We start from the raw sequence: 19,938 nt of genomic DNA, 5'->3' as shown, positions 1-19,938 counted from the left end.
CCGTTCTGCGTGTTTTGCGGCGCAGGCAGGTCCTTTACGACCTGCAGGGCGCCGCCGCCCGAAAGCGGCGCTGAGGTTGAAGTCAATTGCAGCGCATCGACCGAAGTCGGTGTCGTTGACGAGGTGCTCGTGCAGGCAGACATCGTGAGCGAAGCGAGCAAGACGCACATCATGCCCACATAAATTTTTGCGAAATGAAAAACGCCCATCACCCGGCCCCGCCCTTCAACAAGCGGCCCAATCCCGCGAGGCGACCAACGTTGCCGGGGCCTGGCCTTTTTGCGTTCGCCTTTCCGACCGGATCGAGAGGCCGGTTCGCCAATATTTCGCCTGGACGTTTCAACACCATATTGCGGGCCTCATCTTCCCCACATCGTTTCGCAGCAGCGGCGACGGCTTGCGAAAGCCCGGGACGCCGGCGGCTGGCGCCATGGGTGTCGGATGCGATAATATCTACCCTGCCTTCGTCAATCAGCTTTTCCGAATAGTAAAGCGCCGTGCGTCCAAAAGCACCAACAATCGAGTCTGCCGTAACCTGAACAAGGCAGCCAATTGCATTCAACCTCTCGACAACGTCGTAATTTGCCTTGATCCAGGTTAGTCGCTCAGGATGGGTAAGAATCGGAATGAACCCGGCGTTTATGAGGCGCAGAGCAAGATCCTCCAGTCTTGGCGGTAGAACGTGATGCGGCGGTTCGAACAGAAAATAACGAGATCTGTTCAAGGTCGGCACGCTACCTAGCGACAATTGCTCAGGAAGATCCGGCGCTATATGCACGTCGGCGCCAACGTAAAGAGCAAGCGGTATTGCGGCGCGGCGTAGCGCCTGCTCCAACTCTTGAACCGCAGGGGCAATATTTGCCGAACCGTTTTCATACATACCTGGCACGATATGCGGCGTACACGCCATATGGGTCGTTCCATCTGCCACCGCCAGCCGGGCCATTTCCAGCGATTCGGCAAGACTGCGCGAGCCGTCATCAAGACCGGGCAAGATATGGGAATGCAGGTCGATCATTGACGTTTGTGGCCGCACTGAAGCAACGTGACAATTTCTCCCAGATAATAGGCAAATGCGCCACCCGCACGATGGCGAATGACGCATTCATCAAGTTCATGCAATGCGGTAGATGCCAGATCCAAGCTATTCGCTGACAGCGCTGTCGTCATCGTGCAAGCTAATAACCAGCGTTGCCGCGCCACCCGTCACAGTGCCACCCAGTCGGCCTAGACGAACTCGCCCAAGACGAAGCGCATTCAGCTTCAACTCAAGTAATAGAGCGGTATGGTTAATGATTTCCATCAACATCTCCGGCTCCAGCCGGCGCGCCAGAGTTAAGGCGCACAGGGCGTCGGCAAACATAATGCAGCAGAGGCAGTCACATGCCTCTGCTGCACCGTCTACTGCGCCTAACGGCTGACGCCGTTGTCGTCATCCTGCGTTGCAGCAAGGATACCAGCCGCACCAGCCATACCCGCAAAAATACCGAGCGGCACCCAGGACCGGTTGTTGTTGCCGTCCGAGCCAATCTGAGCCGTATGCTCAGAGCCCAACACTTTCAGACAGATATTGTTGTCGACACGAGAAATGTCGAGGCTGGAATTCGCCGGCACATCCAGGTTGCAGCCACCGATATTGACGGAGGCCGATCCCTTGGCTCCGACCACTACGCGGCTGCCGAAATCCAGAGCACTTCCCGCCTTAGCGGGACCATAACCAGCGGCTTGCGAAACCATTACGTCGCCATTGGCCTGCCCGATGGAACCAATCGAATTCGCCGCACCCTGATAAGCCGTCGTACAGGTGCATGACGTCTCCTGAGCGAAAGACGAAACCGGGCCGAAGCCGATCGAGGCGACAAATCCGGCCAACGCAATTTTTACAGTAAGGTTCATTCGTTTCGATCCTTTTGTCCCGCCGTACCTCGTCCCCGCCCAAGCACCAAGGTATTGAACAAGCGCGTAACAGCTTTTTGCTTTGATTCCAACCTGTTTCGCATTTGCGAGATGACTTTTTGGTTTCCGCTGTGTTTCATTGGACACACTCACGTGGCAGATTTGAATTTAGCATTCTCGCTGCCGGCCCCTCTGGAAATTATCGGAAAGTCAGGTCTATTTCGTGGCCTTGATGGCCGCCATCGCGCCGTGCTTCGTACAGGGATTATGGTCGATTCTGTTTGACGTGCGGGCGTTATCGCACATCCTGCCTTTCGTTTTATGACAGTCGCGATCCGTGGGAATGACGGACGCGAGGGCAGTTAGCGAAGCCGTGAGCTACGAACCCGACAAGCAAGATTTGTAGATCGGACCCGCCTGCGCGGGCTGACCACACAATATGCCGTTCTCGGCAAGCTTCGCGGCCAAATCCGTGCCATCGGCCGTGAGGCATTGCACAACGATGGCATCACCAAACTTTGAGGCGACATTGCCGTCGCAAGGCGTCCCCGTTCCCACCGGCTTGCAGGTCAGGGCGAGCCCTTGGTAGTCCCGGCGCGCCGCCTCCGTTACCATCGCACGCATGGATCGCGGCTTGGTAAACGCCACGCCGCACAACACAATCTTGCGGCCGGCGACGCGAAGATCATCGATCGCCTGGATGGAAAGCTTGCCATCAAACGGCTCAAGCGCCGCTTGCAGCCTGGGGGGTTGCGAACGAACAGGCGTCCCTTTTTTCACGACGATGACAAAGAAGCCAATCGCAAACGCCAAGGCAACAAGTGCCAGCAAGCCTATTTTCTTGAACGACAAAAATTCTCACTCCCGCCGTGGCCAAACACGCGTCTCTTCGTCAATCGCTCTACCGAGATTCGCCGACCGTGCTGTCGAGATACTGGGTCAGCGCACAGACCAGATGGTAGAAGATGCTTGCCGGTACATCGCTCGCCAGCGAGCGGCCCCGCTCGTCGATCCGGTCTATCCACAGGCCAAGCGGCGCCGGATTGACGTGCCAACGGAACAGGCGGCCGACACGAGCTTCGATCTCCGGCTTGAGGTCGGGACCGCCTGAACCGTCCAGTGCAATCGCTGCTTTGATTGCTTCGGCCTGCGGCCAACTGCGCGAGACAAGGTCGAGCGGCAGGCCTTGCCGCGAGACGGCGCCATAGGCGAGGCCGGTGGCGCGATTGAGGCCATTGGCAGTGGCCGAGGCATAGAGCTTTCTGGCAAAGCCGGTCAGTTCGCTCTGGCCGGTCCGTCCTGCGAAGTCGACCAGCAGCGAGGCCCATTCGAAATGGTGGCCGGGTTCCGTCCATACGCCTTTCTCGCCCTCCGCCGGCCTCCACTCGGCGTCGAAATATTCGCCCAGTGTCCAGCTCTCCGGATCGAAGAAATGGCTGCGAAACAGATCGACGATGCGCGCGGCGCGGCGAAGATAGGCGAGGTCGCCGGTCGCCTGATGCCAGGCCAGGAAAGCCTCGAGCAGATGCATATGTGGGTTGGAGCGGCGTTCGCCCTCGCCGCTCGACGTTTCGAGAAAGCCGGTCATGCGGTGATCCTCGAGGTGCGCGTCGAGAAACGAAAACGTTTCTTCGCCAAGCCGCAATGCATCAGCATTGCCGACCATATGGGCATGCGCCAGCGCCAGGAGCACGCAGGAATGATCGTAGGCATCCTCTGTGGCATCGGCGACCGTGCCATCGACATTAAGCGTGCGCACCCAGCCGCCATTGTCGGTGCGGCCGTTCCTGTTCATGAATTCGATGCCGTGGCTGATCAACCGGTCGGCAGGCCCATCCCAGCCGCGCGCCTTGGCGACAGCGAAGGCGTAGACTTGCCTGGCCATGGTGCGCATGCGCTTGGGCTTCATCAGCGGTGTGGCGTCAAAGCCGAGCGCCTCGTGGAAACCGCCATGGCGCTCGTCGACGCCGACCGTGGACCACAACGGCACCGTCTCTTCAAACAGCCAGTGGTGAACGCGCCGCCGCCAAGCGCCGCTTTCGATCACGCGGTCGTCGGCGGGCGTGAACCTGGTTTCCAGCCGACCGCTCTTTTCGAGCTGCTCGACGATCTTCTTGACGTTCTGGCTGCGGCTGACCGGGGCGACGAAGGTGGCATCGGCGGTCGAGACGATGGCAACGTCCTTCAGGCCGATGGCCGACAGCAAGCGGCTGTCGCTGCGGATGTAGGAGTTCTCGCAGTCGATGGCGACGACATCGCCGACGATAACGTTGCCCTCTTCGTCGGAGGGACCGACATCGAGCAGTGATTGCCAGGAACCGAGATCGTTCCAGCGGAAGCCGGCCGGTACCATGGCGATGTGACTGGCGCGTTCCATGATCGCATAGTCGATCGACGTCGAGGGAATGGCGGCGTAGAGCTCCAGAGGCATATAGAGACCGGAAAGATCTGATGTCGCTGCCTGGTAGGCAATTTCGGTGGCATTCCATATCTCGGGCTCGAAAGCCGTGAAAGCGTCGCGCATGGCGCTGGCACGAAACAGGAAAATGCCGGTGTTCCAGTAGAAGTTGCCGGCCGCCAGATAGCTCTGCGCGGTCGCGAGGTCCGGTTTCTCGACAAAACGCGAGACATCGCAGATGCCATCCTTCTCGCCGGCGACCTCGATATAGCCGTAGCCGGTCTCCGGCTGGCTGGGCTTGATGCCGAACACCACCAGCCGGCCCTCACGCGCCGCCGTGGTGCCGTTTTCCACGCTCTGCCAGAATTGCTGCGCGGTCGCGATCTCATGATCGGACGGCACCACCAGCACCAGACTGTCACCATATTCGGACAAGGTGCGCAAGGTTGCCAAGGCAACGGCGGCGGCGGTGTTGCGGCCGGTCGGCTCGAACAGTGGGCCGCCGCCGGAAAGTTCGAGGCCGGCGAGGTCGGCGTGAACGCGGTCGGCATGCCGCTCCGAGGCAATCAGGAAAACCGGCGTTTCGCCGTCCGGCCGCGCCGTCAGCCGGCGCAGCGTCTTGGCCAGCATCGAGCCATCGCCCGAAAAATCGTGGAACTGCTTGGGATTGTCCTCGCGCGACAGTGGCCACAGCCGTGAGCCAACGCCGCCGCTCATTACAAAACTGACGATCTGCTCGGTCATTGGGTGACACCTCTGACATTTTCAAACAAAGCAAGGAGCGCTGCCGCGTAGTCTCGGCGGCGGATCTGTTGGCGACTTTGCAGCGCGGCGACACTGTCGCGGGCAAAGCGGGGGCGCTGCCCGGCCTCAATGAGACGCTGCGCCAGAGCTTTCGCACTATCGGGTGCGAAGAAGAGCGATTCCGGCGCCTGCTCTCGATGCAGCGGAATGTCGGAGAGCAACATCGGCGTGCCCAGCGACTTCGCCTCCTCGACCGTGGTTGACCACCCCTCGAAATGGGAAGGGTTCAGGAGATAGTCCGCAGCGCCGATCAGGGCGACGACATCGTCATAGGGAATGAGTCCGAGATGTCGAAAATGGCTTCCAAGTCCATCTGTTTCAGCAAGGCCCATCAGACGCTTGAAAAATGTCGGATCGCGGGGATCCGTGGTGCGGCCGGAGAGGACTACCGGCGGCAGGGAGGCCAACGCTCCGATCTGGTTTATATGCTTCAATGCCTCTATGACCAGCCTGTGGTTCTTGTGGACCCAGAACTGATTGGGGAGAAAGAAGAAACGCTCGGGCAGCCCATGCGCCTGGCGCGCCTCATCGGCACGCGCCAGGATGGCGCCGGGATCGAGATCGATAGCGAAGCGCACGACGGCGGTCTTGTTGCGCGAGGCTGGATAGAATGTTTCGCAGTCCGCCAGCGCATCCCCACTCGATAGCATTATGGTGCGATTTCCGGATGTCTGCAGGCGATAGCCGAGATCCCTGCGCCACCAGGCGCTACGCGGAAAGAGGTGCGGCAGGCGACGGTGCTGGAAATCCGGGATCCAGGAAACGACCGGCACGGGAAACCGGTTGCCGAACCACTGGGCGACTTCAAAGACAACATCGATGCCTTGCGCAGCAACAAGACCCGCGAAGGCACGGTCCCTTCCGCCAGCAAGTGCGATCAGCCCTCGCCTGCCGAGCCCGGCGCCTGTGACCCGGTCATCAACAATAGCAGGCGCAGCCAACATATGATCGAAGGACGCGCCAATGCTTGAATGCTGCTCGGGTGTAAGAAACAGTTTCGCCTGCACCTTACCACGCAGCTCGGAGGCGATAACGCTCAACATGTTGCGTAGATAGGATTCGCCGCCTGACCAAGTTCCGCGGCCGATGAGAGTGAAACCGACGGTAATCAAGGCGCGGCGCGCCGCTGACGGCCGACAGGCTCGGCGAGAACGTCGGCGCGATACCAATCGACATAGCCGGCAATGCCCCTGCTGAGCGGCACCTGCAACTGAAGCCCCTCTGGGACGCCGGACGGATCAGAGATCAGATTGACAGGGTCGCCCCGCCGGGACTCTCCAGAAAACGAGAGGCGATGGTCACCTCCCCAGGCCTTCAAAACCATACCAGAAATCGTGCTGACAGATGCAGGAGCGCCTGCCCCGCCGTTGTAGATCGCAAAGCGCGGTTCGCCGGTAGGCAAAACCCCATGGATCAGCCGCACAACATCCGAGACATGGTGCCAGTCTCTCATTTCCTTGCCCGTGCCGGCGAGCACGATGTTGGTTTCACCCGCTGCAAGCCTGCCGCAGAGATCCCAGAGCAGTTGCTTGCGCAGCCCTTCACCATAGACCGAAAAAAGCCGGGCTACCGAGACCGGCTGGCCGTATGCGGCATAGTATGACCGGCCCAGTTCCTCCACCATGCGTTTGTGATAGCCATAGGGGGAGTAGGGATCGAGCGTGGCGTCGACCCTGATCGGGCCGACATGTCCGCCGCCATAGACCGCAGCCGAGGATGCAAGAACGACAGGTGCATCGGGTGCGTGGCGGCGCAAGAAATCAAGGACACGAGCCGCAGAGACAACACTTTGTTCAAAGTCCTTCAGGGGATCGGCAATTGACTGGCCGACCGTTGCGCCACCCGCCAAATGATACACGGCTGATGGGCGGCCATGCGCTGCCAGAGCCGCATCCATTGTTTCCACGGCTATTCCACCGGGGAAAAATACGCCGCTGGTTGCCAACGCAAAACCCGGTGCTTCGTTTCGACCGAAGCCGATGACATGGCAGCCCTTTTGAGCAAGAAAACGAGCGAGGTGCAGGCCGATGAAACCGCCGGCTCCAGTCACCCAGACAGGCTTAGCCTCTTTTGATTGCGTCAAGAAATCAGTCCTTCCCGTGCTTATGGCAAAGGAAAGAGACCAGGCGCCCGGGCCGGCGGTCAACCGACGCGGCGACCCTGGCGACGACACCAAAGGGAACAGGCGAAAGAGCTAGGCGAACAATCGGGGAGAACGGACCAAAGATTTTGGCGAGCCTCTCGCGAATCTCAGATGGTGTCATTGGGTCATAATTCACGACGGACTGGAACGAGTTCAATTCGCGGTCGATCGTCAGCCCGGCCTCCTGGATTGCAGCGCGGTAGGCCGCCAGCGTAAAGGCGTTCTCTCCACCATAGAGGTGATGAAGCGGGTGAGCGCGCAGAAAGGGCTCGAGTTGCTGCGGCCCGGAGACAACATGGTCGCGCAACGACAGGATCGTCGCGCCTTCGCGAGAGAGACGCGCCATTTCGCGGCAAAAAGCCGGAAGGTCATGGGCATGATGAAGCACCTGCCTTGCGACGACCAAATCATAGCCTGCGGCGGATAATGGGATCGCCTCACCGAAGGCTTCGATCACGTCGATGGGAGTGCCTGTGCTTTCGGCAAGTGCCCGAATCGCGGCGGCACCAACGAGCGCGCTCGGATCAGGCTCAACTGCGGTTACGGACCAACCCTCGCGCGCCAGAGCGTAGGAGAGAATGCCGTTGCCGGCGCCAAGATCGAGAGCACGGCCCGCCTTGCGCGGGATCATGCTGCGGACCGCGTCGAACTCCGCGCTTTCGTGATAGCGCTGTGCGGCCACGACCGGATCGTCGAAATATGCGGCGCGGGCGAGCTCTTTCATCGAAGGCTCGCTCATGCACCAGCGGACGGCGTCTTCCCAATTCATGGCCGCTTCAGGCATCGAGAGAAACCATATGCTGGATCATCCGCGCCAGCTTTCCGGCGACAACTGCGTAAGGCGGCACGTTCCTGGTCACAACGATCTCGATCTCCTCGTCAGAGTGTCAGATGCGCCTACGACAGCCGCCGCCAAGGCTCAGCTTGACGAGCGCGACGGCGCCTTCGGTCATAGTCTTGCACGCTTCGCTCGTCCACCGTTCCAGGTGGATAATTTGCAGCCTCGGTGAGACGGCTCTAGCCTCTGCCACCTTGCAGCAACGCGTCGATCACGCTTCAGTCAGGAGGTTGTTCGAGGCGTCCAGCTAAGCTACCGCTTCGAGACTCGTCAAGTTCAGGTCACGAGAATTCAAACCGCGCGAATTTCGCCAGCGCCAAACTCACCCGTTGCGACCACGGATACCCAGCATCATGTTTTTCAAGACAGTGTTCTGCCTGATATGTGTTCTCATCGGCTCATGGCCAGCGACAGCGCAGACGCGGGCTCCATTCAGGCTTTTTGAGGCTCTGAACTTCGCCGGCGGGCCCGATTTCCGTTCGTTCGGTTTCGAGCATCTCACGATCGTGGACCCTCATGTTCTGGGACATGATGTTCCCGACGCCGGCCAACTGCAGCAAGCGCTGGCAATTCCGAGGAGCAACGAATATCTGAATATCGACATTGAAAGCTGGCCCTTGGAGGGCCCGGATCAAGCGTCGTCTATTGCGAAATACCAGAAGACGCTCAGCGCCTTCAGAAAGGCAGACCCGAGCGTCAAGCTCGGCCTCTATGCTGTCTTGCCGATCAGGGATCATTGGAGAGCAATCGGTCATCAGGGCGCCGTTGAACTGGACGACTGGAAACTCCAAAATACCAAGATCGCGTCGGCCCTCGTCCCTTATGTCGATGCGCTATTTCCCTCCCTGTATACATTTTACGGCGATAAGGACGCTTGGGTAGCCTATGCGCAATCCAATATCGGGGAAGCACGAAGGATTTCACGAGGAAAGCCGGTCTACTGCTTTCTGTGGCCGCAATTTCACAAGACTCTTGCTTTTCTGCCGGGCGACCTCTGGTATGCCCAACTGGACATGTGCAGGAGGCTCGCCGACGGAATCGTTATATGGGGTACCATCGGCAGCAATTCGCCCTATCGGCCAGCGAAATGGGATGAAAAAGCCGAGTGGTGGCAAGCTACCTTGAGATTCCTGAACGCGCTTGACAAAGCTCCATAGTGGCGGGCGAACGTTTGCAGGCTTCTATCCGGCGTATACCGGTTTCGAGCGGCAATGTTGTCCGGTTATCTGACCCTACTGGGTGCCCCAAACTGGGCATATGAGCGCCACATCATACGTCGATGTGCCCACAAATCAAATGACCTCATTGCGTTGACGCGAAAGATCATGACCGTAACGACAATCCAAAGGAACGCTGCGCCCCAGAGCGATCCGGAAAATTGCGCTCCGACGATGGCTTGGGTGGTCAAAAGCGGCAGAAGCACCAAGCGTTTGTCGGCCAAGAACTTTACCGCCATTGCTATCTTCACGAAAACCGGGACAAATATCGCCATGCCGAGAAGCCCCATGGTTTGAAGTATCTCCATGAACATATTGTGCGGATATCCGTACAAAGGCAGTTGCGTCCCGTAGCCAAACAATGGATTTTGCTGGAACAGCTCCCACGACAATGCAATCGATCCCAGACGGGACGTTGTTGAAGTGTCTTTTCCAATCGCCGTCAGATGGAACTTATCGAGCAACGGCGTTATGTCCGTGACCGCCAACACCAACACGGCGCCCGCCAGAAACAACAGACACATAATCATGGTCGTGAATTTGGGACGGAGCATAGGGAGCAAAATGGCGCAACATGCCAAGGCGACAATCGGACCGCGTGCAGCAGCCAAATAAATGGCGACTGCCGAGGTGACGACCACAGCGACAATTGCGGTTTTCAGGACTTTTCTTTGGGAAATTCTCGCAAGAGTGTATGATGCGATAAGTGTAGTCACACCGGCGTGACCAATGGAAATAGGGTTCAACCGCTCGAAATAGACCCGGTCCGTGTTATCGAGCAGCACGGTATTGGAACCACTATACTGAAGCCAAACGACGCCCGCCACGCTCAATGCCCCAACGGCAAAAAGAGCCCACGCTACGTTGATCTCCGACCATCTATTCGTTGACAGGGCTAAAAAAGCCGCCGGGACGATCGAAGTGATCGCGGCAAATACAAGGTCGTCCGATGCCTTATCGATCTCGTAAGCGTCAATGCCAAGCTTCAGTACGTAAAGCCCGACAAAAGAAAATAACGATACGTCTCCGAACCGCCAGGCTTTTTGCCGGTCTGATAACAAAAACGACAGCCCGCAGAGGCAAACTACTAGAATGCGAAAGGCGATCGAAAGCCTCTCATCTTCTCGTCCGGTCACAGATGAAAGGAGTCCGACCAACGGATAGCCGGCAACCGCCAGGGCAAAGCTCCAGGCCCACAAATCCTTGTAGATCAGGACGGGTTTGCTGACATGCATGACGATGACGGCACCTGTTGAAATAGAGACATCGATACCATGTCTCTTCCAATCCAGACAACGGGCTGGCGCGGGCCAGCTAATGCGTCGCCCAACAGCCTGCCCTCGGGTTTTCGCACTAATTTCTGGGCTGATAGGTAAGACTGAGGACGATAGCGTCTTAGATAACCCACTATGCCAATTCGAGAAACCGTTCAAATTGTCTTTGCTTGCTGTATTCTTCACGGATCGCGCGATGACCGGCCCAACCGATCCCGTCCCAGCTTCCGCTATCCAATTGCCGTTCGATTTGTTCTGAGGCGTCCTGCGGGTGCTCATAAACGGCCATGGTTTGCCCATCGTACATCGGCGCTGGATAGTTGCCGGAATCGGAAACCAGCAGAGCTCCGGCGCCCATGGTTTCGAAACAGCGCATATTGCCACGGTCAGGGCCTGCCATGTCGATCGAGGCGTTGACCACGACCTTGGCTCTTCCAAGCTGTGCGTACATAGCGCGACCGAATACGGGAGGCGCACTGACTTCGCGAATCGCAGGCGGGCGGCGTACCGCTCTCAGGGGACCGAACCAGCCAAGCGGCGTTTCGGCCAGCGGTGTATAGCGTGATAGATCCAAATGGAAAACAACCCGGCGGCGGCTGGAAAGACCTGCAACAGCTTCCAATATCTGCCGCCGGCGCTGGTGATGGCGACTGTAACCACCGAAGAACAGGACATCGACGTCCCTGTCCCGATTTGCGGCGACGGTATCGAGCTCCGGGTCGTGAGCGGGGAAAAAGTGAGCCGTCCTGGCGCCCTGCTCCTCCCAAAGTTGTCGCATGGACGGAAAATTGCAAAGCACGAGATCATAGCCGGAAAAGTCAATTCTGCCTGGTGCGGCGCGCCAGGCAATCTTTCGTTTCACGTGCCCCGGCAAGCGGCGCACAAAGGCGGCGTCGTAACGAAATGGATCGAGATTGTAGAAGACATCCGTCTTGTGATGCTCGATCTGGGCAAGCAGAATGTCGGCCAGCGGCATATCTTGGCCCAGCCCGTTTTCGCGTGCCCACGCCCGCTGCAGTAATTCATCGTCGCCATTCGTAAAGAACGCCTCCGGACTGCGCCCGAGTATCGGCAAGAGAATATGTGCCGCCCCGTAGCGATCGTTCAGAAACACTTCCCTCTGCCGCTCGAATCCTCCCCCTTGCCCGACGAGGTCAGCGAGCCGGGGCTGATAGCTTGGGTTGAGCCCAGAATTTTGAAAAAGTCGCATGGCCTCGTTCTTGCTAGTGAGTGGGTTTTGTAGCGCTGATGACGAAGCCGGAACAGAACATGCGCCAGTTCAGGACTGCGCAAAGATTCTCCAACAGAGCGACGGAAAGGTAGGCGGGCAAAAAGAAAGCAAAATAATCGCTGGCGCGGTAAAATGACACAACGTCGACCCGCTCAAATCCTTGGTCGCGAAACAACTTCGCCATGTCCGAAGGAGAGCAATGGTCAAAAAAGGCCGGGTAGCCGGTAACGCCGACGGCAGACGGCCTGAGGTGCGGGATCAGCCATTTTTGCATAACCGGCCCGACGATCCGCAATGCCACTGAATAGGGGTGCCACTTCGACGGGATATAGTGGTGCATCACGCCGCCGGGCTTTAGCGCCAAAAACATCGAACGCGCCGCTGCCTTGTTGTCTGGCACATGCTCCATCAATGTGATCGAAATAAGCATGTCCGCTTCGACATCAACTGGCTGCTCGATCGACTGGACGACAAATTGATCGTAGATGCGATAGCAGTCCGGTTTTTCTTCTATATCGAGGCCGATATAGGTAAAATCAGCCCCCCGCTCCAGAAGAGGCCTGTCGATCCCGCCGACCTCGAGGATCGCCGACGGCCTTAGCCGCGCAACGTCCTCAGCGATACGACGCTCGAGCTCCGCTTTATAGGACGGCGCACCAAAAATTCCGGGAAAGCGGCGTTCGAGCCATGCTGCAGCATCCCGGTTCCAACCAATAAATGTCTTGAGAATCACCGTATCCCTTTTCTGCCAATCGGTCGTGCTACAGATAGCTGCGTCCCATGGGCATGGACAGCGGCACCACGAGAATCGTCCTATTTCTCCAACCCGATGAAGTTAGCGCTCCCGGCAATTCGATTTCTGGATGCGATCAAAGATGAAACGTTGTCGTGTCTCTCTTCTGTGCCGCTGATGATCAAAACGGGCCTGACAGCTATCGACGACACTGGTTGGAGGAGCAGTATTCGGCGTCCTGCATTAGCCTCCCCCCGAAGACAGGGGGGCCGATACTTTTTCAGCTACCAGAAGATAACCCATCGGCATGCTCTCGCGAGTCGCAAGCCCCAATTTCTTGACAGGAGGCAACGCTCGCATCAGCGTGGTAAGCCAATAGACGGAACTGGCAATCCGGGGCCGTGACGCCACCGCCTTCGTGGCAAGATCGGAAAGAACATCCGTGACACCGCCGTAGGATGTCAACTCGATTGTGCTCAAGCCCGCCTTCATTGTCATCCGCTCCAATGCAAAGCGGGTGTAGCGATGATAGTCGTGCGGGATCTCATGCAGCCAGTAAAAAAACGGCACGCCGATTATCAATTTACCTCCGGGCCTCAAAGCCCGGGCTGCACTGTCGAATAATGCCTGCGGCGTATGCAGATGTTCGATAACGTCGCTGGCGATGACCGTGTCGAAACTCTCCTGCTCCAGGACCAATTGCTCGTTGAGGTCCGCGAAAAGGTCGACGTACGCGGCGCCATGGGTGCTGCCCGGCCAATCGACACAGAAGACATCGCTGACATGCTCGCGATAGATCCCGTAAAGCGGAACGGCACCACAGCCTAAGTCGACAAGACGACCCTTGGCATGAGTAGCGATCGCCGCGGCATAGACGGACGCCAATCGATCGGCGATCAATCGCGACCGCGCCGGTACCTCCTTGCGGTTCGAGCGCCAAACGCCCTTGCCGGTCCGTTCGAACTTAGTAGGCTTCCACTGCTCGGCATTCTTCATTGAACCTGGCCCTCAGCGAAGTCGAGAGGTTCCGCAATTGTCGGCAGCATCATGGCGTGTCGAAGGCGATCGCGCGTGTGCCGTTGGGTGAATTGATCCAGCACGCGCTGGCGCCCGGCATCCCCCATCTTGGCAGCACGGTGAGGCTCTGCGAGGAGACTAGCAAGCGCCTCTGCCATGCTTTCGATATCGTGCTCATCCACAAGTATGCCAGTCTTACCATCGACAACGGCCTCTGGAATGCCGCTGTGACGTGTCGCCACAATGGGAAGCGCGCTCGCCATGGCCTCCAGGATCGATACCGGCAGGCCTTCCATATCTCCATTACGTGCCGTCACTGAATGCTGCACGAAAATAGCAGCGTCTTGCATCATGCCCTGAACATATTCGGTGCTTCGAGAGCCGTGAAAAATGACACGATCCGACAGGTTCTCCTGCTCCACCAACGCCTTGGATCGCGCCATCAAGGGCCCGTCCCCAACGAAATCGAGTTGCGCCTCGGGAAACCTTGAAGCGATCTGGGCGAATGCCTCGATCGCGAGGTGCGGTGATTTCTTTTCAACGAACCGCCCAACGAAAAGGAGCCGACCGCTTTGGCGCTTCGATGGTGTGAAGCGCTCGGGCAACACTCCACACGGACTGACGTGGAGTTTCTCATTCGGACAGCCGATTTTACTCAGACGATCGGCGATGAAACGCGATGGCGTGATGATGCCGTCAGCAATGGCGAACAGACGCCGGTAGCGACGTCGCCATAATTGCTTTCTGGGCATCACGGTTGAATCCGCCCCATGGGCGTGGGCATACAGCCGCACGCCGGCGCGGCGACAAGCGGGAGCAAACAGCGCACCCATCGTAAGATACTCGACAAGGGCGGCATCCACGTTGTGCGCCTTCAAGAATTCGACGACCCTGTCCTCGTCGTTCCTCGACATTCCCTCACGCACATACGCAAGCCAGCCCAGACGCGCCACATTGGCAATGCGGCTGGGTAGTCGGCCAAGCGATGCCAGCCGCGGAACCCCGGAAAGAACAGGATAACCGAATTGATCGGCACCATCAGGCTCCTGGCAGATGAGCACAGTCCTACCGGGTGCGAGGTGGCGGACATGATCTCGGATAAATGTTTCAGAAGGCGTGTTGAAGAATTGCGAAATGACAGCAATCATGGGGATACTGCCTCCGTCTGCAACTCCACCGGTGCAAATCTGTTTTTGAGAATACCAACCGTGGATAAAGCACTGTCACGGAGCGCAAGGGTTCCCCGCAGCGATCTTTCCGCTATCGATTCCTGGTTTTGCCACCAGTGCTCAGCGAGATCGCGAAAACCATCCGGCTCAATCTTGTCGATGAAGGTAACGTAATCCTCCAAATCAAGTGATCGAAAAAGATCTGCTGTTTTCCTCTCATAGCAAATCGGCAAGACTGGAAGGCCGCGACACAAACTCAGAATGCACATGTGCATGCGTGTGCATATGGCGCCATCGAATTCGCCAATTTTACGAAGCAATGTTTCGGTGTCCCTGAACTGCAAATCAATGACTACGCTGTTTCGCACGTGCTCCGGCAGATACTTCAAGACGTCGCGCGCCGCGTCCGAGTCGTTGAAGCGATACTCGGGAATCCCTTGGCAGGTCGAAATAAATGTCACTTCGGCCCCGACCTCTTCCACGAACCACGCTGTCGCTCGGGCTACCGATTGATGGTATTTCGCGCGGCCGACCTCAGAATCTCGTTCCCCAAAATCCGCCCACGGCCGAACTGACACGGCGATTCTCGGCCGCCGTCCAGGCTTCGCAACCTGCGACGCTGCGCGCCGTCTCTCGATCTCGTCCCGGTCCGTCAGAATGAATACGCAGTCTGCCACTTCCTCAATATTATCCGTATGTCCGACAAGCTCTTTCGCGAAAGCCATGGATTTCCGGTCTCTGACCAGTATGAGAGGGCTTTTTCTCAGAATCTCCGCAAGTCGGTGAAAAATGCGATCGTCGCCGAATGGACCCATCGATTGCGTAAAAAAAATGGGCGGCTTTCCAAGATAGACGTCTCTCTCATATTCCGGCAGCCGATGGGAAACCGACCGCCTGTGTTTCTTTGAAAGGTACGTGCCGCCGGTCGAAATAATGAGATCTGCCGCAATGTACTCTCGTAAGGCTCGAGCGACTTGGCCTCCATACCCAAGGTATTTTAACCAGCTCAAATGCCGCTCTATGAAGATCATGGCGATCAGAATTGAATAAACTAACTTTAACTCCAACCGTCCCTTTGTCAGCCTATTCAGCAACCTAATATGTTTGCTCTTGTGAAGCTGTGCAGAAGGAAAGCAAACAAAGGTGTTTCCCGGATAGTACCGTTCGGCGACCTGCGCATCCATGTCCGCAAAAACGATCTCGATATCGTCTCCGAACGCGGCTTTAAGAATCCGTTTTGTCGCGACCTGGATCGCAGCGTCCCCGCCGTTCAAAAAAACCGTGGTTTCGACGATGATTTTCAATGCTTTAGATCCTCTGGATGGACGTCTTTGTCTAGAAAGAGCCGCATGTCCTCCCACATGGAACCGGCGAAACGATATGGAGCAACAACAAAAGCTCCATAGATTAACATCGTGCTGATAGTCTTTAAGACGAGGCCGCCCTCAGTCAGCACAGACAGGGCCTTAAATGAAGTCCCTATCGACTCCCCGATAATAAAGAACGCGACGATCGCAATATAAGCAAAGAAGAATAGGCTCGATGCCTTCACAAGATCCTTGAATCTCAGCTCCGTACCTCTTGCCGCATAAAGCCAGAGTACCGGGGTGAACACCCAAGACGTTATGCACCAGGCGACAGCGACTCCCGGAGCCCCCCATTGAATGCCGAACAGGAAGAGCGCAAATCGGATTAACGAAGAGAAGATGGAAAATACAAACAACTCGCGCGCTCGACCCAAAGAGATCAGCGCCCAACCACCAAACTGACCGGAAATGCTCGTGATGAGGGACAACGAGAGTATCGTCAAAATAGTCCCGGACTTTGACCAGTTTTCTCCATAAACGATCTTTACGATTTCTTGCGCATTGATCGTAATGAGGATGCACAATATCGTGTTTATCATGAGTGTAAGCCGCATGGCGCTGAGATAGGTTCTAGCCCATTTGTCGGGCTGGGTTTGAAGGCGGCTCAGCATCGGAATGATAACCGAGCCAATTGGTCCGCTGATAAGCGTCATCGGCAGCATGAACAGGGAGTAAGCGCGGGTGTAGAATCCGAGTTCGTTGGGACCGGATTTCCAGCCGACCAGCACGTTGTCGGATTGGCGGTTAATGTAGTTTGTGAACTGGGATCCACTGTAATTGATCCCAAAACTAATGGCCGATCGTGCATTCCTCCAATTGGCGACCCTGGTCGGACGCCAAGGTGACAGTACCCACTGGCCAATCGTGCCAACAAGAGCCGTCGTGAGCGTCGCCCCGGCGAGCGACCAGTATTCGAAGTGCCAACCCCAGGCCATTGCAACACCGACAGCACATCCACACACGAGGCTGCCAAGATTTACACTATGCAGCGACATCCAACGCATGTGTCGAATTAATAGCGCCTTGTGCTGCGCACCGGCCGCTGTGATCGGGATGGCGATCGCCAGAATTAAGACAAGGTGAAAAACGCGAGGATCATTGAAAAGCCAGGTCGCGACCGGCGCCATCAGCCATGTTAGCGGCATCAGAGCGAAGCCGACGGCAAGATTGACGAAAAATAGCGCGCTGACGGTGTCATGATCAACCTCCTTGCGCTGGATGGTCACCATGGACAGACCCAAGTCGGCAAAGACTCCGACAAATGCCGTGACGGACGCCGCCATGGCCACCAGACCGAAGTCGTCGGGTTGGAGCAACCGCGCCATCAGCGCCATGTAGCCGACTTGGATGAGGAGAATCAAAGCCTGAGCGCAGAGGGCTATGATCCCACCAGATCCCGTGCGTCTCCCGAGATCGCGCGTCAGATCCTCGCTGCTTAGCACAGAGCCTTTTGACGTATCAGAAGGACCGGACGGAGCCTTCGTCACAATGGCATTCCAGCGCGCTCTCGTCGGTTGGTCACAGGCCCATGCACGTAGTTATTTGGCACCTGTCGCGATCTTCGGCGCTCGCTCTTTCCAGCGTCGTGAAATGCCATGATCATGCGAGACGTTATCCAACGCCCAGAATGGCTCCACCGGCACCCACCTTGAACCTCCTCCCCCCACACAACACCGGCTAACTTGGAAACGACGGCACAGCACGCCTCGACGCGCGAGCAGAACCAGTTGCCAAACACGGCGCTGACCGGCGGCATCGCAACTTCGGGCCCCAGATGTCGCGCGGCGAAGACTATGACCAGAAGGCCCAGAACCCAGGCAATGACGTTGTCGGCCGTCATCCTGGCGCCATTGAGGAAATAGGTCGTCATTCAATCGACGCGACGTGCGTGGGTGTCAGGAACCGTATGACCTTGCAAGGCACCCCGCCGGCAAGGCAATCCGGCGGGATGTCGGAAGTGACGACGCTTCCCGCCGCGATGACGGAGCGCGCGCCAATCATTACCCCCTTCAGGACGGTAACGCCCGCGCCCAGCCAAACATCATCTTCGATAACTATCGGCGCGGTTTTGCATGGCATGCCCTCGCGCCGCCGCATAAAGTCTACTGGATGGAAATCTGTGTCATATATATTGCAATTTGCTCCTATAAGTACATTATTTCCAATCGTAATCGACTCTGAGCAGAATATTGCTGCTCCAGATATGCCAGTATTATTACCGATCGTCAGTGTTGCTCCCTGTCCAGCCACCAACTGTGTTGGGTGGTTGATACCGGCCCGATTAAAACGAGAGCTGTTTACGATTGTGACGTTCTCACCAATACGAATTCGACCCCGCGCGCTTAATCCCAATGGGCCAAGTACCACAAAGCCTTTTGGCAAAGGGACCCTCCGGATGCGCAGTTGCAGGCGAACTCTCACAGACCAGTAGAAACGGCATATTATGTTATACAGATGTCCAATTCGTGCGATCATCTGTTCTCTAACAGTTTGTCATAGACTGACATCGTCTTTTCGACACCCGTCTTGCTGCAAAAGTTCGCCTTAGCAAACTCGAGCGAGGCTCGCCCCATTTCCCTTCGCTTATCACTATTGCACAAGTCATTAACAGCAGACACAAAGGTATCTGGCTCTTCCCAACTGAACACAGCGCCTGTGTGACCGTCCCTCACTAGTTCAACCAAATGTGGAACATTGGCGACCAAGCCCGGCTTTCCTAACGCGGCACCTTCGAACACACTTCTCGCACTGTGGGGCTCTGTGAAAGGAGCGACAATGACATCCGAAGCCAACATCAGGGGGACTGCATCCTCCACAAAATCCAACGCAACACACCGGGGACTCTGTTTTATAGCTTCGTATGCAGCCAAAGCGTAGTCGGCCTTACGTTCCGGGAACCCCGCTACAACAAATCGAGCAGACGGATGCAACTTTTGTATATTCGCGTCGATCAACTTCACTAACTCCAAGGGGCCATTTGACGGAGCAACACGAGCCAAGAATAGGAAAACGACGTCGTCAGCATCCCAAGCCTGCATGCGCCTATACTTTTCACCGGATTCAGGATCGGAGTGAAATGCTTCGTCGTCGACGAAATTGTACACAACTGTCCCATCTACATCTTTGCTTCCGAGTGTCCGCAAACCAGCTTCGTCAATGCTAATAAAGGCATTCATGTGCCTCCTATTAAGGCTGGCCAGCGCTCGGCCCCACCTATTGGAGAGCAGAGGCTCGCGTACATGAGCGATCACTGGCAATTTTGGCGACGCCATGTGCGCCCCCGCGGCGGCGGCCACTAGACAGGTTGAATTCAGATGCACCAGATCGGGACGAACATCATTAACTAAACGCTTTGCACACCTTACAGTAAGTGGATAGGAAGCGATCGCATAGGCGCGATCTTTTAATGCATCATTGCGGGCTACTGAGGAACCATTGAACGGCCGTATATCTCTCTCTTCGAGGACCTCGGCACCAGCTTCGCGAAACAATGCCTTTACCGCACCATTACCCTCCCGCTTAGGCATAGCCACGATTGGCTGGAATCGCTCGCGATCAAGCCCCCGGATGAGCAAGGAAAGGCTACGTGGCGCCCCACCCAAGCCCGTCGCATGATGAAAATACAACACCTTTTTCACCATCGGATACACGCGAAACCGACCACACTTTCGAAACACGCCTTGCAGGCACTCGAGACCGACTGCCAGCGGTATTTGAGGAATATGTGCCTGCGGGTCAAAGGGCCGCTCGGATCTTCTGAATAAAATCGGACCGCCAGCTACCGACGATTTCGCCCAGCCGAACCGCTTTGTCGGATCGACTGTCCGCGACCTTCTCGGATCGATTTGCTG

19 protein-coding genes and 1 pseudogene are annotated in these 19,938 nt (G+C 57.0%); 2 read left to right on the top strand and 18 right to left on the bottom strand.

All coding sequences use genetic code 11. The features are described 5' to 3' along the window. The 9 genes and pseudogenes from E5W87_RS07630 to E5W87_RS07590 all read right to left on the bottom strand — a co-directional run. Positions 1-209 (bottom strand): annotated as a pseudogene (locus E5W87_RS07630) (polysaccharide export protein); the annotation flags it as partial. Then, positions 209-1,018 carry a CpsB/CapC family capsule biosynthesis tyrosine phosphatase gene (locus E5W87_RS07625; protein ID WP_292395507.1) on the bottom strand — a complete coding sequence of 270 codons (810 nt, stop codon included), beginning with the start codon at positions 1,016-1,018 and terminating at the stop codon, positions 209-211. The pseudogene E5W87_RS07630 and the gene E5W87_RS07625, both read right to left, overlap by 1 nt. A gap of 126 nt (positions 1,019-1,144) precedes the next feature. Further along, positions 1,145-1,303, bottom strand: coding sequence for a hypothetical protein (locus tag E5W87_RS07620; RefSeq protein WP_292395505.1), 159 nt, complete (start codon positions 1,301-1,303; stop codon positions 1,145-1,147). 107 nt (positions 1,304-1,410) lie between these two features. Next, a complete protein-coding gene (locus tag E5W87_RS07615) occupies positions 1,411-1,896 on the bottom strand; it encodes a hypothetical protein (protein WP_292395503.1) in 486 nt (161 codons plus the stop codon). A 378-nt stretch (positions 1,897-2,274) separates the two neighbouring features. After that, a complete protein-coding gene (locus E5W87_RS07610; protein WP_292395501.1) occupies positions 2,275-2,748 on the bottom strand; it encodes a hypothetical protein in 474 nt (157 codons plus the stop codon). Positions 2,749-2,797: 49 nt separating this feature from the next. Then, positions 2,798-5,038: a mannose-1-phosphate guanylyltransferase/mannose-6-phosphate isomerase gene (locus tag E5W87_RS07605; RefSeq protein WP_292395499.1), complete on the bottom strand. Its 2,241-nt coding sequence runs from the start codon at positions 5,036-5,038 to the stop codon at positions 2,798-2,800. Continuing rightward, a complete protein-coding gene (locus tag E5W87_RS07600; RefSeq protein WP_292395497.1) occupies positions 5,035-6,210 on the bottom strand; it encodes a glycosyltransferase family 1 protein in 1,176 nt (391 codons plus the stop codon). Before E5W87_RS07600 ends, E5W87_RS07605 begins: the two co-directional genes overlap by 4 nt. Beyond that, the gene (locus tag E5W87_RS07595; protein WP_292395495.1) at positions 6,207-7,181 is read right to left on the bottom strand and encodes an NAD(P)-dependent oxidoreductase; all 975 of its coding nucleotides are present in this window, start codon (positions 7,179-7,181) and stop codon (positions 6,207-6,209) included. The genes E5W87_RS07600 and E5W87_RS07595 overlap by 4 nt, the downstream gene beginning before the upstream one ends. A gap of 4 nt (positions 7,182-7,185) precedes the next feature. Continuing rightward, positions 7,186-7,923: a class I SAM-dependent methyltransferase gene (locus tag E5W87_RS07590; protein WP_292395493.1), complete on the bottom strand. Its 738-nt coding sequence runs from the start codon at positions 7,921-7,923 to the stop codon at positions 7,186-7,188. Between the two features lie 55 nt (positions 7,924-7,978). On the opposite strand from E5W87_RS07590, the gene E5W87_RS07585 reads away from it, so the two are divergent. Continuing rightward, complete coding sequence (locus tag E5W87_RS07585; protein WP_292395491.1) at positions 7,979-8,251, top strand: hypothetical protein; 273 nt, start codon at positions 7,979-7,981, stop codon at positions 8,249-8,251. Positions 8,252-8,432: 181 nt separating this feature from the next. After that, a complete protein-coding gene (locus tag E5W87_RS07580) occupies positions 8,433-9,236 on the top strand; it encodes a hypothetical protein (RefSeq protein ID WP_292395489.1) in 804 nt (267 codons plus the stop codon). Positions 9,237-9,301: 65 nt separating this feature from the next. Here the strand turns inward: E5W87_RS07580 and E5W87_RS07575 are convergent, their stop codons facing one another. The 9 genes from E5W87_RS07575 to E5W87_RS07535 form a co-directional block, all read right to left on the bottom strand. Further along, entirely contained in the window at positions 9,302-10,531 is a 1,230-nt protein-coding gene (locus E5W87_RS07575) for an O-antigen ligase family protein (protein ID WP_292395487.1), read from the bottom strand. Between the two features lie 172 nt (positions 10,532-10,703). Further along, the gene (locus E5W87_RS07570; RefSeq protein ID WP_292395486.1) at positions 10,704-11,684 is read right to left on the bottom strand and encodes a glycosyltransferase; all 981 of its coding nucleotides are present in this window, start codon (positions 11,682-11,684) and stop codon (positions 10,704-10,706) included. Between the two features lie 109 nt (positions 11,685-11,793). Continuing rightward, positions 11,794-12,534: a methyltransferase domain-containing protein gene (locus tag E5W87_RS07565; protein ID WP_292395484.1), complete on the bottom strand. Its 741-nt coding sequence runs from the start codon at positions 12,532-12,534 to the stop codon at positions 11,794-11,796. 243 nt (positions 12,535-12,777) lie between these two features. Beyond that, positions 12,778-13,530: a bifunctional 2-polyprenyl-6-hydroxyphenol methylase/3-demethylubiquinol 3-O-methyltransferase UbiG gene (locus E5W87_RS07560; RefSeq protein ID WP_292395482.1), complete on the bottom strand. Its 753-nt coding sequence runs from the start codon at positions 13,528-13,530 to the stop codon at positions 12,778-12,780. Continuing rightward, a complete protein-coding gene (locus tag E5W87_RS07555) occupies positions 13,527-14,699 on the bottom strand; it encodes a glycosyltransferase (RefSeq protein ID WP_292395480.1) in 1,173 nt (390 codons plus the stop codon). The genes E5W87_RS07560 and E5W87_RS07555 overlap by 4 nt, the downstream gene beginning before the upstream one ends. After that, a complete protein-coding gene (locus E5W87_RS07550; RefSeq protein ID WP_292395478.1) occupies positions 14,696-16,024 on the bottom strand; it encodes a polysaccharide pyruvyl transferase family protein in 1,329 nt (442 codons plus the stop codon). Before E5W87_RS07550 ends, E5W87_RS07555 begins: the two co-directional genes overlap by 4 nt. Further along, complete coding sequence (locus E5W87_RS07545; RefSeq protein ID WP_292395476.1) at positions 16,021-17,574, bottom strand: lipopolysaccharide biosynthesis protein; 1,554 nt, start codon at positions 17,572-17,574, stop codon at positions 16,021-16,023. Before E5W87_RS07545 ends, E5W87_RS07550 begins: the two co-directional genes overlap by 4 nt. Positions 17,575-17,953: 379 nt before the next feature. Further along, positions 17,954-18,469, bottom strand: a complete 516-nt coding sequence (locus E5W87_RS07540) for a DapH/DapD/GlmU-related protein (protein WP_292395474.1) — start codon at positions 18,467-18,469, stop codon at positions 17,954-17,956. Between the two features lie 89 nt (positions 18,470-18,558). Beyond that, positions 18,559-19,938 (bottom strand): glycosyltransferase family 4 protein (locus tag E5W87_RS07535; protein WP_292395472.1); only part of this gene is annotated, 1,380 nt, incomplete at its 5' end.

This window comes from Mesorhizobium sp., assembly GCF_004962925.1.
Lineage (GTDB): Bacteria > Pseudomonadota > Alphaproteobacteria > Rhizobiales > Rhizobiaceae > Mesorhizobium.
The sequence above is the reverse complement of the archived record's forward strand: the minus strand, read 5'-3'. Positions and strand labels throughout refer to the sequence as shown.